Here is a 21,130-nt window from a genome sequence, read left to right as displayed (position 1 = left end):
CCATCGGCCCGGTCTTCGGCCAGCGCGGTTGAGTTTCACTCGAATGCCGCGTCGGCCCTGATCTCAGGCCAGCCGTTCGAGGAAGGCGGCGAGGTCGTCCGTCACCTCATCCACGTGGGCGGCCTCCCGGCCCTCCAGCTCCCATGCCTCGCGGTGGCCGGCGCCCGCGGCACCGGGCGTCACCACGAGCACCGTCGCCATGCCCAGGCGGTGCGGCACCTCCAGGTTGCGGGCGAGGTCCTCGAACATGGCCGCGCGCCGCGGCTCCACGCCATGGGCGTCGAGGAAGCGGCGGTAGGCCGCCTCGGTGGGCTTGGGATGGAACTCGGCCGCTACGATATCGTGCACGGCGTTGAAGCGGTCGTCGATGCCGAGCTTCTCCAGCACGTTGCGGGCATGGCGTTCGGAGCCGTTGGTGTAGACGAGCTTGCGCCCCGGCAGGGCATCGATGGCGGCGCCGAGCCGGGGGGTGGCGGCGAGGCCCGAGAGGTCGATGTCGTGCACGGCGTTGAGGAAGGCCTCCGGGTCCATCCGGTGCTCGATCATCAGCCCGCGCAGGGAGGTGCCGTAGCGCCGGTAATAGTCCTTCTGCAGCCGGAAGGCGTCGTCGGGCGCGATCCGCAGGAAATCGGAGATGTACGCCTTCATGCGGGCGTCGATCTGCGGCCACAGGTCGTGGTCGGCGCTGTAGAGGGTGTTGTCGAGGTCGAACACCCAGGTATCGACGTGATGGAAGCGGGACGGCTCTAGGGTCATGAAAGGCTCGCGGGCGCGCCGGCGGGGCGCGCCGGATCGAGGATGGGACGGGTCAGAACGGCCCGCGCGCGTAGATGGCGGAAAGGCCTGCCTCCAGCTCGCGGATGCGGGCCTCATAGGCCTGGCGCACGCAGGCGGCATCGCTCCCGCACAGGGCGCGGCGCGAGAGCCACGCCCGCTGCGCGTCCTGGATGTCGCCGCGCTGGCCCATGGCCACCAGCTTCGTGATGACGCCGTAGAGGGTGGAGAGCTTCACGTCGAGCTGCTGCAGGCCGCAATCGGCGCATACCGTCTTCTCGTCGGCCGCCCTGGCGGTGGCGCAATCGAAGCTGGCGGCCGCCGCCGGGCCGGCGAAAAGCCAGCCGGCCGCGAGCATCGCGGCGGCGATGGAAACGAAACCAGCGCGCATGGGGCCCCTCCTCATCGCTCCGCCGGCACGGCGGCGCCGCGGACCTGGGCACGGTAGCGCGCATATCCGTCGGCGCGAAGACGGCAGGCCGGGCAGTCGCCGCAGCCATAGCCCCAGTCGTGCCGCTCGCCGCGCGCGCCGAGGTAGCAGGTGTGCGTCTCTTCCTGGATCAGCGACACCAGGGCCGCCCCGCCGAGGCTCTCCGCCAGCCGCCAGGTCTCGGCCTTGTCGATCCACATGAGCGGGGTGTGGAGCACGAACCGGCTCTGCATGCCGAGGTTGAGCGCCACCTGCATGGCCTTCACCGTGTCGTCGCGGCAGTCGGGATAGCCGGAGAAGTCGGTCTCGCACATGCCGCCGACCATGTGCCGGAGCCCGCGCCGGTAGGCCAGGGCCGCCGCGAAGGTGAGGAAGACGAGGTTGCGCCCCGGCACAAAGGTGTTGGGCAGGCCGTCCGCCTCCATCTCGATGGCGACCGAGCGGGTGAGCGCCGTCTCGGAGATCCGGCCGAGGGCGTCGAGGCTCACCATGTGGTCGGCCCCGAGCCGGGCGCGCCAGGCGGGGTTGAGGCGGGCGAGCGCCTCGCGCACGCGGGGACGGCATTCCAGCTCCACCGCATGGCGCTGGCCGTAGTCGAAGCCCACCGTCTCCACCCGCTCGAAGCGCTCCAGCGCAAAGGCGAGGCAGGTGGTGGAATCCTGGCCGCCGGAGAACAGCACCAACGCCCCCTCCGGGGCACCTTCGGGTTCGCGCGCTTCGGGGGTGGTCATCTCGGCTCGTGTCTCGTCCTGCGGGTCCGCGCCGGCGCGGACCCGTTCCTGGTCCCGGAACCGCCGGCGCCGTCCGCCGGGGCAGGCTTACTCCCCCGGAGCCTTGGCGTCGATGGAGATGGCGTGCAGGCCCTTGGCGATCTCCCCCTCCAGGAGGGCGTTCACCATGCGGTGGCGCTCCACGCGGCTCTTGCCGGCGAAGCCGGGCGCCACCACGCGCACCTTCACGTGGGTCACGCCGCCGTCCTCGCGGTGAGCGCCCTTGTGGTCGTGGCTCACGCCCATGTGGCCCGCGTGCTTGTGGCTCTCGTCCACGAGGTCGAGGACGAGGGGGTGGAGGCCGCTCTGCAGCGTCTCGCGGATGGCGGAGAGGGAGGTCTGTGACATGAGGAATCCGATGCCTGAAACAACGCCTGAAATGAAGCGATCACAATGCCGCGCCACGATGGCGTGCCGGCCGGCGGGCATTATATAAGCGTTATCGTGGCCCGCCTATCCTGGCGCCGCGCGCCCCCTCGGGGGTGCCTCGCCCCTCCGTCCCGGAGCCAAGCTCATTCCTTGCCGCGCCGCGGCGCGGCGCTCATAATCGCCCGACCATGAAGCTGAACTCCCCGCTCTTCGACCGCATCCGCGTGAAATCCGGCGACGACCGCTCGCGCGCGCCGCAGCAGACGTGCTGCCAGTGGCCGGGATGCGACGCGCCGGGGACCCACCGCGCGCCGAAGGGGCGGAGCCTGGAGGGGCAGTATTGGAACTACTGCCTCGACCATGTGAAGGAATACAACCAGTCCTACAATTATTTCGCCGGCATGCCCGACGATGCCGTCTCCGCCTTCCAGAAGGACGCCCTCACCGGCCATCGCCCCACCTGGCGCATGGGCGTGAAGGGCGAGCAGCCGGGCGAGAGGGGCCACCCCTTCGCCGAGGCGATGAAGCAGGAGGGCATGCGCGATCCGTTCGGCTTCGGCCCCGAGATGGGCGGCGCCTTCCGCGCCCGCCACGCGCCGGAGGAGCCAGAGGGCCGCGCCATCCGCAACACCGAGCGCCGGGCGCTGGAGGTGATGGGGCTGGAGATGTCCGCCGGCGCGGACGAGATCAAGGCCCGCTACAAGGAGCTGGTGAAGCTGCACCATCCCGACGCCAACGGCGGCGACCGCTCGTCGGAGGACCGGCTGCGCTCCGTCATCCAGGCCTATGCCAACCTCAAGCAGGCGGGCTTCTGCTGACCCCGGCGCGCCGGGCACGACATTTTTTCATATTGCCCGAAAGGCGGCTTCGGCCGAGCCTGCCGGGCTGAGCTTCAGACGCGAAGGGCGCACAGCACCCGCCCACGGAGGACTTATGAGCGGCACCGAAACCCTGAGCCCCACCCCGGACATGAAAGTGTCGGTGCGCCAGACCTTCGGCATCGACATCGACATGGAGGTGCCGGCCTATTCCGAGCCGGACGAGCACGTGCCGGATCTCGACCCCGACTATCTGTTCGACCGGCCGACCACCCTCGCCATCCTGGCGGGCTTCGCCCACAACCGCCGCGTCATGGTCACGGGCTACCATGGCACCGGCAAGTCCACCCACATCGAGCAGGTGGCGGCGCGGCTCAACTGGCCGTGCGTGCGCATCAACCTCGACAGCCACATCTCGCGCATCGACCTCATCGGCAAGGACGCCATCGTGGTCAAGGACGGGCTGCAGGTGACCGAGTTCCGGGACGGCATCCTGCCCTGGGCCTACCAGAACAACATCGCTCTGGTGTTCGACGAGTACGACGCCGGCCGCCCGGACGTGATGTTCGTCATCCAGCGCGTGCTGGAATCCTCCGGCCGGCTCACCCTGCTCGACCAGAGCCGGGTCATCCGCCCCCATCCCGCCTTCCGGCTGTTCGCCACCGCCAACACCATCGGCCTCGGCGACACCACCGGCCTCTACCACGGCACCCAGCAGATCAACCAGGCGCAGATGGACCGCTGGTCCATCGTCACCACGCTGAACTACCTGGCCCACGACCAGGAAGTGAATATCGTGCTGGCCAAGGCCAAGCACTTCCAGAACCAGGAAGGGCGCGACACGGTGAACCGCATGGTGCGCCTCGCCGACCTCACCCGGCAGGCCTTCATCAACGGCGACCTCTCCACCGTCATGAGCCCGCGCACGGTCATCACCTGGGCCGAGAACGCGGACATCTTCAAGGACATCGCCTTCGCGCTGCGCGTCACCTTCCTCAACAAGTGCGACGAGCTGGAGCGGCCCCTGGTGGCCGAGTTCTTCCAGCGCTGCTTCGGCCAGGAGCTGACCGAGAGCACGGTGAACGTCGCCCTCTCCTGAGGGCGCCCCTCCACCGGGTGCCGGCCCCCGCGGCCGGCGCCCGGCCCCGCGTGACGAGAGCCGAGAAAGAGCCGCGCCATGGCCCCCACCAACCGCACCCCCGCAAAGACGCCAGCGGAAGCGTCCGTCGAGCCGTTCAAGCGGGCGGTGACGGGCTGCTTCAAGGCCATCGCCGGGGTGCCCGAGTTCGAGGTGACGTTCACCAGCGAGCGGCCCGGCCTCTCCGCCGGCCGGGTGCGCCTCGCGGAGCCGCCGCGCCGCCTCACGGCCCATGACGCCGCCATCGTGCGCGGGCAGGCCGATGCGCTCGCCCTCAAGCTCGCCTGCCACGATGCCGCCGTGCACCGCCGCATGCTGCCGGCGGGCGAGACCGCCCGCGCCGTGTTCGAGGCGGTGGAACAGGCGCGCGTGGAGGCGCTCGGCGCCAACCGGATGCCCGGCACCAGGCACAACATCGCGGCCATGCTCCAGGACCGCTACCACCGCGCCAACCTCGCCGACATCACCGAGCGCTCGGAGGCCCCCATCGAGGACGCCCTCGCCCTGCTGGTGCGTGAGCGCCTCACCGGCGAGGCGCCGCCGCGCGACGCAAAGAAGCTCGTGGACCTCTGGCGCCCCTATATCGAGGAGCGGGCCGGCAAGGACCTCGCCCGGATGCTCGCCTCCATCGGCGACCAGAAGCGCTTCGGCGAGATCGCGCGACATCTCCTCTCCGCCCTCGACATGGGCGAGGATTCCAGCCTCGACACCGAGAGCGACGAGGAGGACGACGAGAACCAGGGCGGCGCCGAGGAGGAGGGCGCCGAGCAGGGACAGTCCAAGCAGGACGAGAGCCAGCAGGGCGCCTCCGACGCCGAGGCCCAGCTCTCCGAGGAGGAGCTTCCCCTCGGCGAGATCGACGCCGAGGCCGCCCCGCCCGACGACATGCCCGAGGGCGCCGAGCCCGGCGACAGCGACGAGGCCGCCGAGCCCTGGCAGCCCCGCCCCCAGGTGACCCACGACAACCGCGGGCCGGAATACCACGCGTTCACAACCAAGTTCGACGAGGAGGTGCACGCCGAGGACCTCTGCGACCCGGAGGAGCTGACCCGCCTGCGCGCCTACCTGGACAAGCAGCTCTCCAACCTCCAGGGGGTGGTGGCGCGGCTCGCCAACCGGCTGCAGCGGCGCCTGCTGGCCCAGCAGAACCGGGCCTGGGAGTTCGACCTGGAGGAGGGCGTGCTGGACCCCGCGCGCCTCTCCCGCGTGGTCACCGACCCCACCGCCGCCCTCTCCTTCAAGCGCGAGCGCGACACCGACTTCCGCGACACGGTGGTGACGCTGCTCATCGACAATTCCGGCTCCATGCGGGGCCGCCCCATCACGGTGGCGGCCACCTGCGCCGACATCCTGGCCCGCACCCTGGAGCGCTGCGGGGTGAAGGTGGAGGTGCTGGGCTTCACCACCCGCGCCTGGAAGGGCGGCCAGTCCCGCGAGGCGTGGCTCGCCGCCGGCAAGCCGGCGGGCCCCGGCCGCCTCAACGACCTCCGCCACATCATCTACAAGGCCGCCGACGCCCCCTGGCGGCGCGCGCGGCGCAGCCTGGGCCTGATGATGCGCGAGGGGCTGCTGAAGGAGAACATCGACGGCGAGGCGCTCGACTGGGCGCACCAGCGCCTGCTGGCCCGCACCGAGGCCCGGCGCATCCTGATGATGATCTCCGACGGCGCGCCGGTGGACGATTCCACCCTCTCGGTGAATCCCGGCAACTACCTGGAGCGCCACCTGCGCCACATCATCACCGAGATCGAGACCCGCTCGCCGGTGGAGCTCATCGCCATCGGCATCGGCCATGACGTGACACGCTACTACCGCCGCGCCGTCACCATCGTGGACGCCGAGGAGCTGGGCGGAGTGATGACCGAGAAGCTCGCCGAGCTGTTCGCGGAGAAGCCGGCGGCGCCGGCGCGCGGGCGCCGGGTGCATTGATGGGGGAGGTTTCCCGCCGCCGTTTCGCGCGGATCGCCGGCATCGCCGTGGCCGGCGCGTTCGTGCTTGCCCTGGGCGGGGTGGAGCTGGTCTCCACCGCCATCTCCAAGCCCACCGCTTTGCCCGAGCAGCCGGAGGCGCTCACCGTCACGGCGACGCCCATCACCCGCTTCAGGGTGGGCGAGGACGGCACCCGCTTCGGCCCCCTGAGCTTCCGCGGCGGGCTGGTGCTGAAGTCCGCCTATCCCGCCTTCGGCGGCATTTCCGGCTTCACCCTGGGGCAAGACAACCGCTTCCTCGCCGTCACCGACGCCGGCGTGTTCATCTCCGGCCACCTCGACGTGGACGGCGACCGGCCGGTGGGCCTGTCCGACGTGACCGCCGCCGCCCTCAAGGACGACGCCGGGCGCCTCCAGGCCCAGCGCGGGCGCGGCGACAGCGAATCCCTCACCATCGCGCCCGACGCGGTCTATGTGGGCATGGAGGACGTGAACGAGATCTGGCGCTACCCGCGCGATCCGATGGGCCAGAACGGCACCCGCGTGCCGGCCCCCATGGTGAAGGACCTGCGCAACAACCTGGGCCTCGAAAGCCTCGCCTACGTGCTTTCCGGCCCCCTCAAGGGCGCCCTCATCGGCATCGGCGAGGACGGCATCCGCAAGGGCGAGGACCTGCCGGGCTTCATCATCGGCGGGGCCGAGCCGGGGCGCTTCACCATCACCAAGAGCCCGCCCTTCAACGCCACCGACCTCGCGATCGCCCCCAACGGCGACATGTACCTGCTGGAGCGGCACTTCTCCCTCGCCACGGGGGTGCTGATGCAGCTGCGCCGCTTCTCCCTCTCGGAGGTGAAGCCGGGGGCGGTGCTCACCGGCACCGTGCTCGGCACCTTCGACAGCGGCTACGAGATCGACAACATGGAGGGCCTCGCCATCACCACCAACGCGGCCGGCGAGACCCTGCTCACCATGATCTCCGACGATAATTTCAGCCCCATCCAGCGCACCGTGCTGCTGCGCTTCGCGGTCTCGCCCGACTGAGGTCAGAGGCCCGTCCGGGGCGCGGGCGTGTTCGAACGAAGCGGAACCGGGTTGCGTGACAAATGCGCGTCAACGCAAGGGCCAGGAGGGTTTCCCCGCGTCCATCAAACGGGGAAACCCTCTCGGGCAAAACCTGCTCGTGAGCGAAGCCCGTTCATCCGGCGCCGGTCGAAGACCGGGGCCGAAGAGGGGTGGCGCGCGCCGTGAAACCGCAGTGCGTCCCGCTCCGGGACGGGCGCTGCCTCCGATAAGAACAAACAGGGGGTGAACCACGTCCGAATCGCTGCCCCCAGCCGCGTCCCGGTTCGGGACACGGCCCGGCGGCCGCGGCGGCACCAAGGGCGAACGAAACGCGTCCGAATCGGCGCGGACGGGATGATCGCCCTTCGTTCCGGACATCATCCCGAACATCATCCGGGTCGTCGGCGGCCGGCGCCGGCACGCCCTTGCGGGCGTGGCGGGGCCATGCTCGACTGCGCCCGCCGGCGCGCCTCCCCATATGCAGGGGCGCGGCGGGCGGCTAGAGCATTTTCAAGCGAAGTGGATCCCGGTTCGCGTGAAGAAAATGCGTGATTTCAATAATCTAGAGCGCTTATCGCGAGCCTGTGCGAGCGGAAGGCGCTCTAGAGGAGGCCCCATGATCGAGATCGGCCCGAACCTGTTCGTGATCGTGCTCCTGGTGCTCGCCATCGCCATCGTCTTCGCCGGGGTGAAGACCGTGCCGCAGGGCTACGAATACACGGTGGAGCGCTTCCGCCGCTACACCAAGACCCTTTCCCCCGGCCTCAACCTCATCGTCCCGTTCATCGACCGCATCGGCAACAAGGTGAACGTGATGGAGCAGGTGCTGGACGTGCCCACCCAGGAGGTCATCACCAAGGACAACGCCACCGTCTCGGTGGACGGGGTGGCCTTCTTCCAGGTGTTCGACGCCGCCCGCGCCTCCTACGAGGTGGCCCGGCTCGACCGCGCCATCCTGGCCCTGACCATGACCAACATCCGCACCGTCATGGGCTCCATGGACCTCGACCAGCTCCTGTCCCACCGCGACGAGATCAACGTGCGCCTGCTGGCGGTGGTGGATGCGGCGGCCGCCCCCTGGGGGGTCAAGATCAACCGCATCGAGATCAAGGACATCGTGCCGCCGGCCGACCTCGTGAACGCCATGGCCCGCCAGATGAAGGCCGAGCGCGAGAAGCGCGCCGCCATCCTGGAGGCGGAGGGCCTGCGGCAGTCCGAGATCCTGAAGGCGGAAGGCCAGAAGCAGAGCCAGATCCTGGAGGCGGAGGGCCGGCGCGAGGCCGCCTTCCGCGATGCGGAGGCACGCGAGCGCCTCGCCGAGGCCGAGGCCCGCGCCACCCAGGTGCTCTCCGACGCGGTGGCGAGCGGCGATCCGGCGGCGCTGAACTATTATATCGCCGAAAAATACGTGAAGGCGTTCGCGACCCTGGGCGCGGCCCCCAACCAGAAGGTGGTGCTGGTGCCCTACGAGGGCACGGCCCTGCTCTCCTCCCTCGCCGGCATCGGCGAGATCGCCCGCAACGCCTTCGGGTCCGAGGCGCAGCCCCCGCTCCACCGGCCGCGCCCCACCGGGCCCGCCACCCCGCCCTCGGCGTGAGGCCGTCATGAGCCTCCTCTCCGGCCTCGGGCCCTGGGCCTGGTTCGTGCTCGGCGGCGTCCTGCTGGTGGCCGAGATCGCGGTGCCCGGCGCCTTCCTGCTGTGGCTCGGCCTCGCGGCGCTGGCCACCGGCGCCCTCTCCTATGTGGCGGACCTCGCCTGGCAGGGTGAGGTGCTGGCCTTCGCCGCCCTGGCGGTGGTGGCGGTGCTGGTGGGGCGCAAGGTCTCCCCCGCGCCCGGCAAGGCCTCCGACCGGCCGTTCCTGAACCGGCGGGCGCAGGCCTTCGTGGGCCGCGTGTTCACCCTGGAGGAGCCCATCACCGGCGGCACCGGCCGCGTGCGCATCGATGACACGGTGTGGCGCGTCGCCGGGCCCGACGCCTCGGCCGGCACCGACGTGCGGGTGGTGGGCGTGGACGGGACGGTGCTGAAGGTGGAGCCCGCCTGATCCCCACCGGCGCCGGCCCTCGCCGGCGCTCCGGACACGAAAAAGCCCGCCGGAAGCGCTCCCGGCGGGCTGGAACCTCAGTTGACCGCCGGGGCTCAGCCCACCAGCGCGAGCCCGATGAGCCCGGCCACGCCCACCGCGATACGCCACCAGCCGAACGGCTTGTAGCCATGGCGGGAGACGAAATCGAGCAGCGAGCGCACCACCATCACCGCCGCGCAGAAGGCCGCCACGAAGCCGATAACGATGAGCATCCCGTCGTCGAAGGTGAGCGCGTTGCGGTTCTTGTAGAGGTCGTAGGTGAAGGCGCCGAGCATGGTGGGCAGGGCGAGGAAGAAGGAGAATTCCGCCGCCGCGCGCTTGTCCACGCCCATCAGCATGGCGCCCACGATGGTGGAGCCCGAGCGCGACATGCCGGGGATCATGGCGAGGCACTGCCAGAAGCCGATCTTCAGCGCCACCGGCCAGGGCAGGCCCATGGCGTTGTTGTAGCGCGGCTCGGGCACCACCTTGTCGATGAACAGCAGCACGATGCCGCCGAAGATGAGGGTGCAGCAGATCAGCACCGGCGTCTCGAACAGCACGCTCTTGATGAAGCCGTGGGCGAACGCACCGATCACCGCCGCCGGCAGGAACGCCACCACCACGCCGATGACGAACCGCCGCGCGCCGGGGCTGGAGGGCAGCATCTTCGCCACCCGCACGAAGCGCTCGAAATAGACGGTGAGGATGGCCAGCACCGCGCCGAGCTGGATCAGCACCTCGAAGGTGCGCCCGGTGCTCTCGAAGCCGATGAAATGGCCGAGCAGCAGCAGGTGCGCGGTGGAGGAGACGGGAATGAACTCGGTCAGGCCCTCCACGAGGCCGAGCACGAGCGCTTCAAACATGTCGCCGAGGGTCATGGGCGGGAAGATCCGAAGGAGAGGAGACGGAAGGGCGCGGCGCGACCGCGCGCCATGCTGGCGCAGAGCCTTTAAGCCCCCATTACCCCGCGCGCTACCCCTGACGCGGCGTCGCCTGCCGACGCCGGCGCCCGGAGACGGTAGGCCCCTGCCGAATGCACAAACATTCCCCAGCGCAACCCCTTGCGGCCCGCGGCCGCGGGCTCTAGACCGCGAAGGACAGCACGCATCCGCCGCCGTTTGGCGTTCCGTTCACGATGCGGGCGGAGATTTCCACCGGCTCTGCCGCGATGCGGCGTACGGGTCCCGGAATGGAACCAATCGGAAAGAATCCGCCCCTAAACATGAAGGGGCCGGGTGAGCGCGCGGCGCTCGAACGCCCCGGCGAATAAGCCTCATGTATCTGCACCATCATCCCTTCTGCCCCCATTCCCGCTTCGTCCGCCTGCTGCTCGCCGAGTACGGGCTGGAGCCGGAGCTCGTGGAGGAGCGGGTATGGGAGCGCCGGCCGGGCTTCCTCGCCCTCAATCCCGCCGGCGAGACGCCCGTGATCGTGGAGGAGCAGTGCGCCTCCGTGCCCGGCGCCACCATCATCGCCGAATATCTGGATGAAACCCGCGGCCTCGCCCTGGCGGACCATCGCCTGCTGCCGGAGAACCCCGGCGAGCGGGTGGAGGTGCGCCGGCTCACCAGCTGGTTCCACGAGAAGATGTACGTGGAATCCACCGAGCCCCTGGTGCGCGAGCGCATCCACAAGCGCTACATGACCCGCCAGCAGGGCGGCGGCCCGCCGGACGCCACCGCGCTGCGCATGGCCCGCACCAACCTGCGCTATCACCTGAAGTACATCGGCTGGCTCGCCAAGGCCCGCAAGTGGCTCGCCGGAGAACGGCTGAGCCAGGCGGACCTCGCCGCCGCCGCCCATCTCTCGGTGGCGGACTACCTGGGCGACGTGCCCTGGGACGAGGACGAGCACGCGCGGGACTGGTACGCGCGCATCAAGTCGCGCCCCACCTTCCGCGCCCTGCTCAACGAGAGCATTCCGGGCATGCCGCCCTCCAAGACCTACGCGGACCTGGATTTCTGAAAGCCGCGCCGACCCCGGAGGCGCTCAGGGCGCGCATCCTCGACCTCGCCCGCGCGGAGGGGTTCGACGCCGTCGGCATCGCCGATCCGCGCGCCGGCCTGCCCGCGGGCGCGCGCCTCGCGCAATGGGTGGGCGAGGGCGCCCACGGCGACATGGCCTGGATGGCCGAGACCCTGGAACGCCGCGCCGATCCGCTCGTCCTGTGGCCCGACATGCGCGCGGTGGTGATGCTCGGCCTCAACTACGGGCCGCTCGCGGACCCCCGCGCCGCGCTCGCGGACCGCGCGGCCGGCGCCGTCTCCGTCTATGCGCGTGGCGAGGATTATCACGAGGTCATCAAGCCGAAGCTGAAGCGCATCGCCCGCGCCCTGCTGGCGGCGGCCGGCGGCGGCGACGTGAAGGTGTTCGTGGACACCGCCCCCCTCATGGAGAAGCCGCTGGCGGCGGCGGCCGGGCTCGGCTGGCAGGGCAAGCACACCAATCTGGTCTCGCGGCCGTTCGGCTCCTGGCTGTTCCTCGGCGCCATCGCCACCACGCTGGAACTGCCCTTCGACACGCCGGAGCGCGACCATTGCGGCTCCTGCCGCGCCTGCCTCGACGCCTGCCCCACGGGCGCCTTCCCCGCCCCCTACCGGATCGACGCGCGGCGCTGCGTCTCCTACCTCACCATCGAGCTGAAGGGGCCCATCCCGCGCGCGCTGCGCCCGCTGGTGGGCAACCGCATCTATGGCTGCGACGACTGCCTCGCCGCCTGCCCCTGGAACAAGTTCGCGGTGGCGGGCCACGAAGCGAAGCTCGCCGCCCGCGCCGAGAACGGCGCCCCGCCCCTCGCGGAGCTGGTCGCCCTCGACGACACCGCCTTCCGCGCCCGCTTCCCCAAGAGCCCGGTCAAGCGGGTGGGGCGCGACCGCTTCATCCGCAACGTGCTCGTCGCCATGGGCAATGCCGCCGGCGCCGCCGAGGCCCCCGCCTTCGCCCGCATGGCCGCCGCCCGCCTCGCCGATGCCTCGCCTTTGGTGCGCGGCGCGGCGGTGTGGGCGCTGGCGCGCCTGCTGCCGCCCGCCGAGCTGCGCGCCCTCGCGGCCCGCCACGTGCCGGAGGAGCCCGACGACACCGTGCTTGCCGAATGGCGGGCCGAGGGCGCGCTCTGACCGGACGGCGGCACGCTCACCTTCGTGCAGACGGCTTTATCTCGTTCATGATCGCGCGTTTCGCACAGGCCGGCGCACCGAACGCGCAAGCGTTCCGGGACAGCGAGAGCGTTTCACGGAAACGCCGAAACGATCCATCCTCTCGCAATGACGCGTTTCCTTCACGCGAACCGGTTTCCACTTCGCTCGGAAACGCTCCGATTATTGGGTTGACGCAATTCCGGACGCAAAACCGCTCCGTACTTTTGCTGGAATTGCTTCAGGCGGGCGCCCCAAGGGCGCGGCCGCTGGGAAAGGTGACGCGGGCGCTGGTGCCGCCGCCGGCGCGGCGCACCAGGGTCAGCTCGCCGCCGTGCAGCACCGCCAGCGCGCGCACGATGGCGAGCCCCAGGCCCGCCCCGCGCCCGCTGGTCACGTCCAGCCGGCTCTCGCGGTGGCGCAGCTCCTCCAGCGGCAGCTCGCTCTCGCTCACCCCGGCGCCGGTATCCTCCACCGCCAGGAAGGGCGCGCCGGCCTCGTCGCGGCCGGTGACCAGCCGCACCGCGCCGCCCGCGGGCGTGAACTTCACCGCATTGGCCAAAAGGTTGAGGGCGATCTGCCGCACCGCCCGTTCGTCGCCCCACAGCCGCGCCGCGCCGCCGGCCTCCTGGGTGAGGGTGACGCGGCGGGCGGCGGCATCGGGCCGCAGCATGGCGAGGCACTCCTGCCCCAGCCGCTCCAGGTGCACCGGCGTCTCCAGCAGCACCCGGTGGCCGCTTTCGATGCGGGCAAGGTCCAGGAGGTCGTCGGCCAGCGCCAGCAGGTGGCGGCCTGAGGACAGGATGTCGCGCGCGTAGCCGCCATAGGCGGGCACGGCGTGGGCGCCCAGCACCTCGTCGGCCATCATCTCGGAAAAGCCCATCACCGTATTGAGGGGCGTGCGCAGCTCGTGGCTCATCTCGGCCAGGAAGCGCGATTTGGCGAGGCTCTCCGCCTCCGCCCTCGCGCGGCCGGCCTCGGCGGCGGCGAGGTCTGCTTCGAGGCGCGCCCGCTCGCGTTCCGCGGCGGACATCCGAGAGGCCAGGACGGCACCCGCCGCGAGAGCGGCCACGCCGGCGGCCGAGCCCGCAAGGATGCCGCCGAAGACGAAGCCGCAGGCCCCCGCCCCCAGGCCCGCCGCGAGCGCCAGCGCCCCGGCAAGCACCGGGCCGCGCGAACGCACGCGTCCGCCGGCCCCGCCAGCGGAGCCGGGCGCGTCGGACACGCGAAGCCGAACGGAGCCGTGCATGCGAACCTGTGGCGCTTCCCGCCGCCCCCCTGGCCCGGACGGCGGCGGAGAAAGCCGGCCGCCGCCGTGGATGAACCTTTCCAACGGATCTTCCGTTTCCTCGCCGAAAGGCGGTTAACGAACCCTTAAGGCTCCCCCCTCCAGGCTCGCCCGTCAACCATCGCGGCCGGTCCGGCGGCCGGAACGGGAGCTGCATGCGCGTCCTCGACACCGTCCTCGCGTTCGCGCTCCTGGCCACGCTGGCGGCGGCGGTGGCATGGCTGGAGCGCGGAACCGCGCTTTCCGGCGCCGCGCGGGCGGTGGACGGCGACACGCTGGAGCTCGACGGCCGGCGTATCCGCCTCGAAGGGATCGACGCGCCCGAGCTGCACCAGACCTGCGGGCGCGAGGACGGCGGCGCCGCCGTCTCCTGGCCCTGCGGCACCGCCGCGCGCACGGCGCTGGCGGAACTGGCGCGGAGCGGCCCCCTCACCTGCGCCACCAGGCGGAACGACGCCTACGGGCGCGCCCTGGCGCGCTGCACGACCCGAAGCCCCGGCGCGGACACCGAGATCGACCTGGGCGCCGAGATGGTGCGGCGGGGGCTGGCCGTGTCCTACGGCCGGCATGGCTACGCGGCGGAGGAGGCGCAGGCCCGCGCCGCCGGGCGCGGCCTGTGGGCCGGCCCGTTCCAGCAGCCGCGCGACTTCCGCGCCGCCCATCCGCGCTCCGGCTGAGGCCCGCAGGGAGAGCATGGGGCGCACCGGAGTGCGCGCGGAAGGTACGGCGACGCAGCGCCACGCGCCGTCTTGCGCGCCATCTTGCGCGCCGGGGCGCGGCGTGATCTCTCGGCAGGCGCCGGGCAACGCCCCGGCGAGGAGACGCCGGACCATGAAGCTCCACGACACCGCCCGCGCCCCGAACCCGCGCCGGGTGCGCATCTTCCTGAGCGAGAAGGGCATCACGGTGCCGGTGGCGCCGGTGGACCTCGCCAAGCTCGAGCACAAGTCGGACGCCTTCACCCGCGTCAACCCGCGCCAGCGGGTGCCGGCGCTGGAGCTGGACGACGGCACCGTCATTGCCGAGAGCATCGCCATCTGCCGCTATTTCGAGGCGCTGCAGCCCGAGCCCAACCTGTTCGGCAGGAGCCCCCTGGAACAGGCCCTGGTGGAGATGTGGCAGCGGCGGGTGGAGCTGGAACTGCTCACGCCGATCATGGCCGTGCTGCGGCACCTCAACCCCGCCATGGCGGCCATGGAGGTGCCCCAGGTGCCCGAATGGGGCGAGGCCAACCGGCCCCGCGTCCAAGCCTTCCTCGAATTCCTGGACACGGAGCTGGCGGAGCGCGCCTATGTAGCGGGCGAGCGCTTCACGGTGGCCGACATCACGGCCATCGTCGCCATCGACTTCATGCGCGCCATCCGCGCCGAGGTGCCCGAGAGCCTCACCCACATCCGGCGCTGGCGCGACATCGTCTCCCAGCGCCCCAGCATGAAGGCGTGATTCCATGCGACTGACGGTGGCCGGCTGTGGCGATGCCTTCTGCTCTGGCGGGCGGAGCAACACCTGCTATGTGGTCGAGACCGGCGGCAGTGTCATGGCCCTGGACTTCGGCGCCACCGCCCCGCTGGCGCTCGCCCGGCTGGGCATCGACACCGCCCGCCTCGACATGGTCGTGCTGAGCCACCTGCACGGCGACCATTTCGGCGGCCTGCCGATCCTGCTCCTCGACGGGCAGATCGCCCGGCCGCGCACCCGGCCGCTCCTCATCGTCGGCCCGCCCGGCACCGGCGCGCGGCTCGACACCCTCATGGAAGCCATGTTCCCCGGCATGGGCGCGACCCCCTGGCTCTTCTCCTGGCGGGTGGAGGAGGTGGCACCCGGCACCACCGCCGCCTTCGGTCCGCTCACTCTGACCACCGCCGAGGTGCGCCATTCCGCCGGGGCGCCGGCCACCGCCCTGAGGCTGACAGACGGGGCGCGCACCCTCGCCTTCTCCGGCGACACGGAATGGACCGATGCCCTCGGCCCCATCGCCCGCGACGCCGATCTCTTCATCTGCGAATGCTCGGCCTTCGAGAATCCGCCGCCCGGCCACATGGCCTACCGCACCCTCGCCGCCCGCCGGGCGGAGCTCACGGCCGGCCGCGTGCTGCTCACCCACATGGGCGGCGAGATGCTGGCGCGGCGGGGCGAGGTGGACACCGCCCGGTTCCTGCTCGCCGAGGACGGCCTCGTGCTCGATGTCTGAGACAGAGCTCGACGCCCTGGTGGCGCGCATCCGCGCCTGCCGGGTGTGCGTGGAGGCACCTCGCGGGGCGCCGCTGCCCCAGGCCCCGCGCCCGGTGCTGCGGGTGTCCGCCACGGCGCGCATCCTGGTGGCGAGCCAGGCGCCCGGCACCAGGGTGCACGCCAGCGGCCTGCCCTTCACAGATGCCTCGGGCGACCGGCTGCGCGCCTGGATGGGCGTGAGCGCGGACGAATTCTACGACGTCACGCGCATCGCCATCGCCCCCATGGGCTTCTGCTTTCCCGGCCAGGACGCCAAGGGGGCGGACCTGCCGCCCCGCCGCGAATGCGCGGCCACGTGGCACGACGCCCTGTTCGCCGCCCTGCCGCCGTTCCGCCTGGTGCTGGCGGTGGGCCGGCCGGCCCAGGCCTATCACCTGCGGCGGCTCGGCCTGCCCCACCTCGCCGGCGCAAGCCTCACGGAGACGGTGGCCGCATGGCGCGCCGTGCGGGCGGAGGGCGCGCGGCTGCCCCGGCCGGTGATCCTCTATCCCCTGCCCCATCCGTCCTGGCGCAACACCGGCTGGCTGAGGCGCAACCCCTTCTTCGAGGCCGAGCTGCTGCCGGAGCTGAGGGCCGACATCGCCCGCATCCTGCGCCTCGGCGCCGAAGCGGGATGAGACGAAAGTGTCCCCTTCGCCGCGCGGGTATGCAATATCTTGCTTGCGCACGAAGCTTGGGCGCGCAAATTGCCTTCTGCTTGAGCAGCGCTCATTAGTGAGGCTTTGCATAAGGGTCGCATCGTGCGAAGCAAGAGCACATTCGATTGGTTCCAGAGTGCCGCCCGCGCGCTCGGCGCCCTTCTGCCGGGCGCCCGCGCAGGCCGGCGGCGCGGGAGAGACGAGATGGCCGACAACGGCGCAGCCGAAACCGCCGCGGTGACAGAAGAGGCCGTGCGGGCCGCCCTTAAGCAGGTGCGGACGCCGGAAGGCGTGCCCCTGTCCGCCTCCCCCGCCCTCGCCGGCGTGGTGGTCACCTCCGGCAAGGCCTATCTGTCCATCAACGTGGACCCCGCCCAGGCCCGTGCCTGGGAGGACGTGCGCATCGCCGCCGAGAAGGCCGCCGCCGCCGTGCCGGGCGTGTCCTCGGCCCTGGTGGCGCTCACCGCCGAGCGCGCCGCCCCCGCTCCGCGGCCGGCGCCGGCCCACGGCCACGCGCCCGCTCACGGCCATGCCCCGGCCGCGCCCAGGGGCACCGCCGTGCCGGGGGTGAAGGCCATCATCGCGGTGGCCTCGGGCAAGGGCGGCGTGGGCAAGTCCACCACCTCCATCAACCTCGCTTTGGGCCTGCGCGACCTGGGGCTGAAGGTGGGCCTGCTCGACGCCGACATCTACGGCCCCTCCCTGCCCCGCCTCGCCGGCCTCAGCCAGAAGCCCGAGATGGAGGACGGCAAGACCATCATCCCGCTCGAGAATTTCGGCCTGAAGCTGATGTCCATCGGCTTCCTGGTGGAAGAAGAGACGCCGATGATCTGGCGCGGCCCCATGGTGATGAGCGCCATCACCCAGATGCTGCGCGACGTGAAGTGGGGCCCGCTCGACGTGCTGGTGGTGGACATGCCCCCCGGCACCGGCGACGCCCAGCTCACCATGGCGCAGAACGTGAACCTGGCCGGCGCCGTCATCGTCTCCACCCCGCAGGACCTCGCCCTCATCGATGCCCGGCGCGGCGTGGCCATGTTCGAGAAGGTGAACGTGCCCATCCTGGGCGTGGTGGAGAACATGGCCTATTTCGTGTGCCCCCACTGCGGCGGGCGCTCGGAAATCTTCGGCCACGGCGGCGCCCACGCGGAGGCGGACAAGCTGGGCGTGCCCTTCCTGGGCGAGATCCCGCTCAAGATGCGCATCCGCGAGATGTCGGACGCGGGGCTCCCGGTGGTGGTCGCCGATCCCGAGGGCGAGGAGGCCGCCGCCTACCGCCACGTGGCGAGCGGCGTGAAGGCCGCGCTCGACCGCCTGGAGACCGGCGCCAAGGCCGCTCCGCGCATCGTCATCGAGTAACGCGAGTAATTTTATTCCCCGATATCTGGTGTTGGCGCATTTTTGAGTGCGCCAACGTCGTTTTTGCGGTGCAAAAATACTTTCCCTTTGCGGAAGGTCGCTCTAGACAGGTCCTTGATGCCGTCTTTCCCCCGGTGACTGACCCGAGGTGGCGGGACGCGTCGCGAAAGACGTCCTAGGGAGCCGCCCGCATGAAACGCCGTGATTTCCTGACCGCCGCCGGTGCCGGCGTCGCCGCCTCCACCGCCGTGGCCATGCCGGCCATCGCCCAGTCGATGCCGGAAGTGAAGTGGCGCTGCACGTCGTCCTTCCCCAAGTCGCTCGACACCATCTACGGTGCCGCCGAGCTGATGGCGAAGAGCCTCGCCGAGGCCACCGACGGCAAGTTCCAGATCCAGGTGTTCGCGGCGGGCGAGATCGTGCCCGGCCTGCAGGCCCTCGACGCGACCCAGAACCGGACCGTCGAGATGTGCCACTCGGCCTCCTATTATTACGTGGGCAAGGACCCGACCTACGGGCTCGGCACCGCCATCCCCTTCTCCCTCAACACCCGGCAGATGAACTCCTGGTTCCTGTTCGGCAACGGTCTCACCCTGCTGAACGACTTCTACAAGAAGCAGGGCGTCTACATGCTGCCCGGCGGCAATACCGGCGGCCAGATGGGCGGCTGGTTCCGCAAGGAGATCAAGTCCGTCGCCGACCTGCAGGGCCTCAAGATGCGCATCGCCGGCATGGGCGGGCAGGTGATGGCCAAGCTCGGCGTGGTGCCGCAGCAGCTCGCCGGCGGCGATATCTACCCGGCGCTGGAGAAGGGCACCATCGACGCCGCCGAGTGGGTAGGCCCCTATGATGACGAGAAGCTCGGGCTCTACAAGGTGGCCCAGTATTATTACTATCCCGGCTGGTGGGAGGGCTGCGCGGCGCTGAACTTCTTCTTCAACCTGGAAGAACTGGAGAAGCTGCCGAAGCCCTATCGCGCCGCGCTCACCTCGGCCTGCGCCCGCGCCAACGAGAGCATGCTCGCGAGCTACGACGCCAAGAACCCCATCGCCGTCCAGAGCCTGGTGAAGGCCGGCACCCAGCTGCGCCGCTACCCCAACGACGTGCTGGACGCCGCCTACAAGGCCGCCCACGCGCTCTATGACGAGATCTCCGCCAAGAACCCCGAGTTCAAGAAGATCTGGGACGACGTGAAGGTGTTCCGCAACAACGGCTATCTGTGGTGGCAGATCGTCGAATTCACCTATGACGACTTCATGGTGCGCGCCCGCACCCGCGGCTGATCCCCGCCGCCCGCCCCATGGAGCCCCGGCGCCCCCGCGCCGGGGCTCCTGCTTTTTCGGGAGGGCCCTCCGGCGCCCGCCCCTTGATCTCAGCCGGGCGAAAATCCCGGGCGTTTCCCGTTCGCCCCCGTTCCCGGCCATCGCCCGCGTTTCCCGAATCCACGCATTTTCTTCACGCGAACCGGTATCCACCGCGCTTGAAAATGCTCTAGTGTCCGCCCGCGCGGCGGCGCGAACGGCCCGTTCCGGCTCCGCGCCCGTTCGCCCGTCTTCTCGCGAGCTTCTCGATGATCGATCCCGCCCTTCCGCCCCACATGCGGCCCGACCGCTCCTTCCAGGCCCTGCTGCTGACCCTCCAGCGCTTCTGGGCGGACCAGGGCTGCGTGATCCTCCAGCCCTATGACATGGAGGTGGGCGCGGGCACCTTCCACCCGGCCACCACGCTGCGGGCGCTGGGCCCGAAGCCCTGGAAGGCGGCCTATGTGCAGCCCTCGCGCCGGCCCAAGGACGGGCGCTATGGCGAGAACCCCAACCGGCTGCAGCATTATTACCAGTTCCAGGTGATCCTGAAGCCCTCGCCCGCCAACCTCCAGGAGCTGTACCTGAAGTCGCTGGCCGCCATCGGCGTGGATCTCGCCCTCCATGACGTGCGCTTCGTGGAGGACGACTGGGAGAGCCCGACGCTCGGCGCCTGGGGCCTCGGCTGGGAGTGCTGGTGCGACGGCATGGAGGTGTCGCAGTTCACCTATTTCCAGCAGGTGGCCGGCTTCGAGTGCGCGCCGGTGGCGGGCGAGCTGACCTACGGCCTGGAGCGCCTCGCCATGTACGTGCAGGGGGTCGAGAACGTCTACGACCTCAACTTCAACGGCCGCGAGGGCGCGGAGAAGACCACCTACGGCGACGTCTTCCTCCAGGCCGAGCAGGAATATTCCCGGCACAATTTCGAATACGCCGACACCGACATGCTGCTGGAGCAGTTCCGCATGGCGGAGAGCGCCTGCAACAAATACCTCGCCGCCGGCGATGCCGGCGAGAAGCACCTGATGGCGCTGCCGGCCTACGACCAGTGCATCAAGGCTTCCCACGTCTTCAACCTGCTCGATGCGCGCGGCGTCATCTCGGTGACCGAGCGGCAGAGCTACATCCTGCGGGTGCGCGAGCTGGCCAAGGCCTGCGGCGCGGCCTGGCTCAAGACCGCCGGCGGCGGGGCTGAAACGAAGGAGAATGCGGCATGAGCGGCGCGAAAACCCTGTTCCAGCTCGCGGGCGTGCCGCAGGCGAAGCCGGCCCTCTCCGAATGCGCCGTGGTCGTCATCGATGCCCAGCGCGAATATGTGGACGGCTTCCTGCCGCTCGTGGGGGTGGAGGCCGCGCTCGCCGCCATCGGCCGGCTGCTGGAGGCCGCCCGCGCGGCCGGTGCGCCGGTGATCCATGTGGCCCACAAGGGCGCGGAAGGCTCGGGCGGGCCGTTCGACCCCAAGGGGCCGGGCTTCGCCTTCGCGGCCCCCGCCATTCCCGCGCCGGGCGAGGGGGTGGTGGAAAAGCTTCTGCCCAATTCCTTCGCCGGCACCGACCTTCAGCCCCGGCTCGCCGCCACCGGGCGCAGAAGCGTGATCTTCGTGGGCTTCATGACCCACATGTGCGTGAGCACCACGGCGCGCGCCGCGCTCGATCTCGGCTACGTCTCCTATGTGGCGGGCGACGCCGTCGCCACCCGCGCCCTGCCGGACCCGCTGGGCGGGCCGGACCTCGCCGCGCACGACATCCATCGCACCGCGCTCGCGGAGCTCGCCGACCGCTTCGCCACCGTCGTCACGACGGCCGAGATCGCCTGAAAAG

The 21,130-nt window shown here is 70.8% G+C and carries 22 protein-coding genes; 16 read left to right on the top strand and 6 right to left on the bottom strand.

The genetic code is table 11. The features are described from left to right. Positions 1-63: 63 nt before the first annotated feature. From V5F75_RS04325 to V5F75_RS04310, 4 genes are all read right to left on the bottom strand, one after another. Positions 64-756 carry a pyrimidine 5'-nucleotidase gene (locus tag V5F75_RS04325; protein ID WP_394033260.1) on the bottom strand — a complete coding sequence of 231 codons (693 nt, stop codon included), beginning with the start codon at positions 754-756 and terminating at the stop codon, positions 64-66. A gap of 52 nt (positions 757-808) precedes the next feature. After that, the gene (locus tag V5F75_RS04320) at positions 809-1,165 is read right to left on the bottom strand and encodes a lysozyme inhibitor LprI family protein (protein ID WP_394033259.1); all 357 of its coding nucleotides are present in this window, start codon (positions 1,163-1,165) and stop codon (positions 809-811) included. 11 nt (positions 1,166-1,176) lie between these two features. Beyond that, a complete protein-coding gene (queC, locus tag V5F75_RS04315; RefSeq protein ID WP_394033258.1) occupies positions 1,177-1,935 on the bottom strand; it encodes a 7-cyano-7-deazaguanine synthase QueC in 759 nt (252 codons plus the stop codon). Between the two features lie 87 nt (positions 1,936-2,022). Continuing rightward, positions 2,023-2,322 carry a BolA family protein gene (locus V5F75_RS04310; RefSeq protein WP_394033257.1) on the bottom strand — a complete coding sequence of 100 codons (300 nt, stop codon included), beginning with the start codon at positions 2,320-2,322 and terminating at the stop codon, positions 2,023-2,025. Positions 2,323-2,531: 209 nt separating this feature from the next. On the opposite strand from V5F75_RS04310, the gene V5F75_RS04305 reads away from it, so the two are divergent. The 6 genes from V5F75_RS04305 (at position 2,532) to V5F75_RS04280 (ending at position 9,334) form a co-directional block, all read left to right on the top strand. Further along, the gene (locus V5F75_RS04305; protein ID WP_394033256.1) at positions 2,532-3,161 is read left to right on the top strand and encodes a J domain-containing protein; all 630 of its coding nucleotides are present in this window, start codon (positions 2,532-2,534) and stop codon (positions 3,159-3,161) included. 115 nt (positions 3,162-3,276) lie between these two features. Further along, entirely contained in the window at positions 3,277-4,260 is a 984-nt protein-coding gene (gene cobS, locus V5F75_RS04300) for a cobaltochelatase subunit CobS (RefSeq protein WP_394033255.1), read from the top strand. Between the two features lie 78 nt (positions 4,261-4,338). Next, positions 4,339-6,228 (top strand): cobaltochelatase subunit CobT, encoded by a 1,890-nt coding sequence (gene cobT / locus V5F75_RS04295; RefSeq protein WP_394033254.1) that lies wholly within the window; start codon positions 4,339-4,341, stop codon positions 6,226-6,228. After that, positions 6,228-7,268, top strand: coding sequence for an esterase-like activity of phytase family protein (locus V5F75_RS04290; RefSeq protein ID WP_394033253.1), 1,041 nt, complete (start codon positions 6,228-6,230; stop codon positions 7,266-7,268). Before cobT ends, V5F75_RS04290 begins: the two co-directional genes overlap by 1 nt. Before the next feature lie 637 nt (positions 7,269-7,905). Further along, on the top strand, positions 7,906-8,886 hold the full coding sequence (locus V5F75_RS04285; protein ID WP_394033252.1) for an SPFH domain-containing protein: 981 nt from the start codon (positions 7,906-7,908) through the stop codon (positions 8,884-8,886). 7 nt (positions 8,887-8,893) lie between these two features. Next, entirely contained in the window at positions 8,894-9,334 is a 441-nt protein-coding gene (locus V5F75_RS04280) for an NfeD family protein (protein WP_394033251.1), read from the top strand. Positions 9,335-9,429: 95 nt separating this feature from the next. On the opposite strand, the gene V5F75_RS04275 is transcribed toward V5F75_RS04280, so the two are convergent. Continuing rightward, positions 9,430-10,236 (bottom strand): undecaprenyl-diphosphate phosphatase, encoded by an 807-nt coding sequence (locus V5F75_RS04275; protein ID WP_394033250.1) that lies wholly within the window; start codon positions 10,234-10,236, stop codon positions 9,430-9,432. Between the two features lie 397 nt (positions 10,237-10,633). On the opposite strand from V5F75_RS04275, the gene V5F75_RS04270 reads away from it, so the two are divergent. Both V5F75_RS04270 and queG read left to right on the top strand, forming a co-directional pair. Continuing rightward, positions 10,634-11,323 carry a glutathione S-transferase family protein gene (locus V5F75_RS04270; protein ID WP_394033249.1) on the top strand — a complete coding sequence of 230 codons (690 nt, stop codon included), beginning with the start codon at positions 10,634-10,636 and terminating at the stop codon, positions 11,321-11,323. Then, positions 11,320-12,474, top strand: a complete 1,155-nt coding sequence (gene queG, locus V5F75_RS04265; RefSeq protein WP_394033637.1) for a tRNA epoxyqueuosine(34) reductase QueG — start codon at positions 11,320-11,322, stop codon at positions 12,472-12,474. Before V5F75_RS04270 ends, queG begins: the two co-directional genes overlap by 4 nt. A 259-nt stretch (positions 12,475-12,733) precedes the next feature. Here queG and V5F75_RS04260 read toward each other — a convergent pair whose 3' ends face one another. After that, entirely contained in the window at positions 12,734-13,675 is a 942-nt protein-coding gene (locus V5F75_RS04260; RefSeq protein WP_394033248.1) for a sensor histidine kinase, read from the bottom strand. A gap of 260 nt (positions 13,676-13,935) precedes the next feature. On the opposite strand from V5F75_RS04260, the gene V5F75_RS04255 reads away from it, so the two are divergent. The 8 genes from V5F75_RS04255 to V5F75_RS04220 all read left to right on the top strand — a co-directional run bounded on the left by V5F75_RS04255 (position 13,936) and on the right by V5F75_RS04220 (position 21,126). Next, complete coding sequence (locus tag V5F75_RS04255) at positions 13,936-14,457, top strand: thermonuclease family protein (protein WP_394033247.1); 522 nt, start codon at positions 13,936-13,938, stop codon at positions 14,455-14,457. A 154-nt stretch (positions 14,458-14,611) separates the two neighbouring features. After that, positions 14,612-15,223: a glutathione S-transferase gene (locus V5F75_RS04250; protein ID WP_394033246.1), complete on the top strand. Its 612-nt coding sequence runs from the start codon at positions 14,612-14,614 to the stop codon at positions 15,221-15,223. A 4-nt stretch (positions 15,224-15,227) separates the two neighbouring features. Beyond that, positions 15,228-15,971, top strand: a complete 744-nt coding sequence (locus tag V5F75_RS04245; RefSeq protein WP_394033245.1) for an MBL fold metallo-hydrolase — start codon at positions 15,228-15,230, stop codon at positions 15,969-15,971. Further along, entirely contained in the window at positions 15,964-16,629 is a 666-nt protein-coding gene (locus V5F75_RS04240) for a uracil-DNA glycosylase family protein (RefSeq protein ID WP_394033244.1), read from the top strand. The genes V5F75_RS04245 and V5F75_RS04240 overlap by 8 nt, the downstream gene beginning before the upstream one ends. A 225-nt stretch (positions 16,630-16,854) precedes the next feature. Further along, positions 16,855-18,009, top strand: coding sequence for an Mrp/NBP35 family ATP-binding protein (locus V5F75_RS04235; RefSeq protein WP_394033243.1), 1,155 nt, complete (start codon positions 16,855-16,857; stop codon positions 18,007-18,009). A 191-nt stretch (positions 18,010-18,200) separates the two neighbouring features. Further along, complete coding sequence (locus V5F75_RS04230) at positions 18,201-19,292, top strand: TRAP transporter substrate-binding protein (protein ID WP_394033242.1); 1,092 nt, start codon at positions 18,201-18,203, stop codon at positions 19,290-19,292. A gap of 287 nt (positions 19,293-19,579) precedes the next feature. Next, positions 19,580-20,527: a glycine--tRNA ligase subunit alpha gene (locus V5F75_RS04225; protein WP_394033241.1), complete on the top strand. Its 948-nt coding sequence runs from the start codon at positions 19,580-19,582 to the stop codon at positions 20,525-20,527. Further along, positions 20,524-21,126 carry a cysteine hydrolase family protein gene (locus tag V5F75_RS04220; RefSeq protein WP_394033240.1) on the top strand — a complete coding sequence of 201 codons (603 nt, stop codon included), beginning with the start codon at positions 20,524-20,526 and terminating at the stop codon, positions 21,124-21,126. The genes V5F75_RS04225 and V5F75_RS04220 overlap by 4 nt, the downstream gene beginning before the upstream one ends. Positions 21,127-21,130 lie beyond the last annotated feature (4 nt).

The sequence above is a fragment of the Xanthobacter albus genome (genome assembly GCF_043194895.2).
In the GTDB taxonomy this organism is placed as follows: Bacteria; Pseudomonadota; Alphaproteobacteria; order Rhizobiales; family Xanthobacteraceae; genus Xanthobacter.
This window is presented reverse-complemented; position numbering and strand designations above follow the sequence as displayed.